Raw genomic sequence first — 2,491 nt, 5'->3', positions numbered from 1 at the left:
GCCGCTGTATTTCAACGCACTTTCGTCGTATCTGGTTTATCCGTTCTTCGATGTGACGGGGTATCCGAATCTGAACAAGGTGCTGCTGGCCCAGGGCATCCATCGGCCGCCGCCACAGCGCGAGGCTTATTTCTGCAAGCCGGAGGCCGAGTCACCATGAACGAGCTCTGGACCCGCCTCAAGCAGCGCAAACTGGTGCAGTGGGCGGTGGCGTATGCGGCCGCTGCCTGGGTGGTGTTGCAAGTGCTCGATATGGCCGGCAACAACTACGACTGGCCGCATGCGGTGATGCGCGCGGCGCTCGGCGTGGCGGCGCTCGGCTTCCTGGTGACGCTGCTGTTGGCCTGGTACCACGGCGAGCGCGGGGCGCAGAAGGTCAGTGGTGCCGAATTGCTGATCCTGTCGGCCCTGTTCGCTGTCGGCGGATTCCTGATCTGGCGATTCGCACCCAGCGAGCCGCCGACTTCTGCGGCGGTCGCATCGGCGCCAGCACCAGCGCGCCACGCCGCATCGAAAGATGCCACGGCAAGCGCGGGTGAAATCGACCACAAGTCCATCGCCGTGCTGCCCTTCGAGAACCTCAGCGAAGACAAGGGCAACGCCTACTTCGCCGATGGCATGCAGGACCTGATCCTGACCAAGCTGGCCGATATCGGCCAGCTGAAAGTGATCTCGCGCACGTCCACCATGAAGTACGCCAGCCATCCGGATGACCTGAAAACCATCGCGCAACAGCTCGGCGTGGCCACGATTCTGGAAGGCAGCGTGCAGAAGGCTGGCGACCAGGTGCTGATCAACGTGCAGCTGATTGATGCCAAAACCGACAGCCACCTGTGGGCCCAGAGCTACACGCGCAACCTGACCAACATCTTCGGCGTCGAGGGCGAGGTGGCGGGCAAGATCGCCGATGCGCTGAAGGCAAGGTTGTCGCCGGTTGAGCTGGCTGCGGTCGCCAACGTTCCGACCCAGGTACCTGCGGCCTACGACGCCTATCTGCGCGGCGAGCACTACATCACCCAGGCCAAGGCCGGCGACATGCATGCCGCGCTGCCCAAGGCGGTTGCCGCCTACCAGCAGGCCGTCGACAGTGATCCGCACTTTGCGAAGGCCTGGGCCGCTCTCGCGTTCAGTCAGAGCTTGTTGGCCTACAGCCATGTCGACGACTCCGACGCCACGCGTCAACAGGCGCTGGCCAATGCCCAGCGCGCACTGGTGCTGGCACCGGACTTGCCGCAAGCCCATCTGGCCATGGGTTACGTGTATCGCTTCGACTTTGCTGATTACGATAAAGCGTTGGCCGAGTTCAAGCTGGCCCAGCAGGGTTCGCCCAATGACGCTCAGGTTGATGCGGCGATTGCCTACATCGAGCACATCCAGGGGCACTTGCAGGCGGAGCTTGTTCACCTGCAACGTGCCGTCGCACTGGATCCGCGCGACCCGAACCTGGCCCTGGGGCTGGGCTTGGCATGGCGAGGCCTGCACGACTACGACCGCGCGCTGGCGGCCTACCAGCGTGGGTTGGCCGTGGCGCCGGACGACCCCGAAATGTATCGCTATATCGCCCAGTTGAAACTGCTTGCTCACGCTGATGTCGACGCGGCCCTGGCGGTGCTGCAGAGTGCGCCGGCCGCACTGCAATCGGCGTCGGATATCGTCTTTGCGCGGGTGAGCTTGCTGCTGCTGAAACGTGATTTCGCCGCTGCGCGCGCCGCCGTCAGGGACCTGCAGCCGGGTGGGCGCAGCATCGCGCCGATCGATGTGACGTTGCTGCGTGCCCAGGTCTATCGCCTGTCCGGTGATGCCGCAGCCGCGCACAGCTTTTATACCCAGGCGCTGGCATCGGCCAAGGCGCAACAATCCGCACGGGGCGGCCAGCAGGGCGAGACGTGGGTCCGACTGCACATGGCCGAGGCCGAGGCCGCCCTGGGGCAAAAGACGGCAGCCCTGCAGACCATCCAGAAGCTGATGGCCGCCGGTCAGCGGGAGCACTCCGCGTCGGTCGTTGCTGCTGCTCAGTTCGCCCTGGCCCGCGCCTACATCCTGCTGGGTGACGATGACCAGGCCATTGCCGCACTGAATGATGCGCCGAGCACTGGATTTGTCGGCATGTCTGGCGGCGTGACCGATGTCCAGCTCAGACTCGATCCGTTCTGGGATCCGATTCGCAAGGACCCGCGCTTCCAGGCCCTGCTGACGAAATACGCCCATCCGCAATCGGTGCATGGCGGCAGTACCACGCCGTGACCGGCTTTCCGCCACGTGTCTATTGCTTGCTGAGCCGAAAACCGCCAGTTTCAGCCACGCACCAAGGCATGCCTTCATCCGGCTCGGCGTCAGCACGAGCCCGGCCGCTGGCTTGCCTGGCGCGTTGCGGGTCGCGATACGCATTACACTTCGTTCCGGCCATCGGGGGAATGTGCGGCGATGACTGACGTCTGGACGCAACTCAGGCAACGCAAGCTGGTGCAATGGGCGCTGGCTTACATAGCAG

General features: G+C 64.3%; 1 protein-coding gene. It reads left to right on the top strand.

The features are described from left to right. The first annotated feature begins 156 nt into the window (after window positions 1-156). Complete coding sequence (locus tag PF446_RS08905; RefSeq protein WP_298071077.1) at window positions 157-2,244, top strand: hypothetical protein; 2,088 nt, start codon at window positions 157-159, stop codon at window positions 2,242-2,244. Window positions 2,245-2,491 lie beyond the last annotated feature (247 nt).

The sequence above is a fragment of the Oleiagrimonas sp. genome (assembly GCF_027858935.1).
Classification (GTDB): domain Bacteria; phylum Pseudomonadota; class Gammaproteobacteria; order Xanthomonadales; family Rhodanobacteraceae; genus Oleiagrimonas.
This window is presented reverse-complemented; position numbering and strand designations above follow the sequence as displayed.

Coding starts and splice junctions, on each gene's coding strand:
- PF446_RS08905 (WP_298071077.1), top strand. CDS start 157: ATGAACGAGCTCTGGACCCGCCTCAAGCAGCGCAAACTGGTGCAGTGG.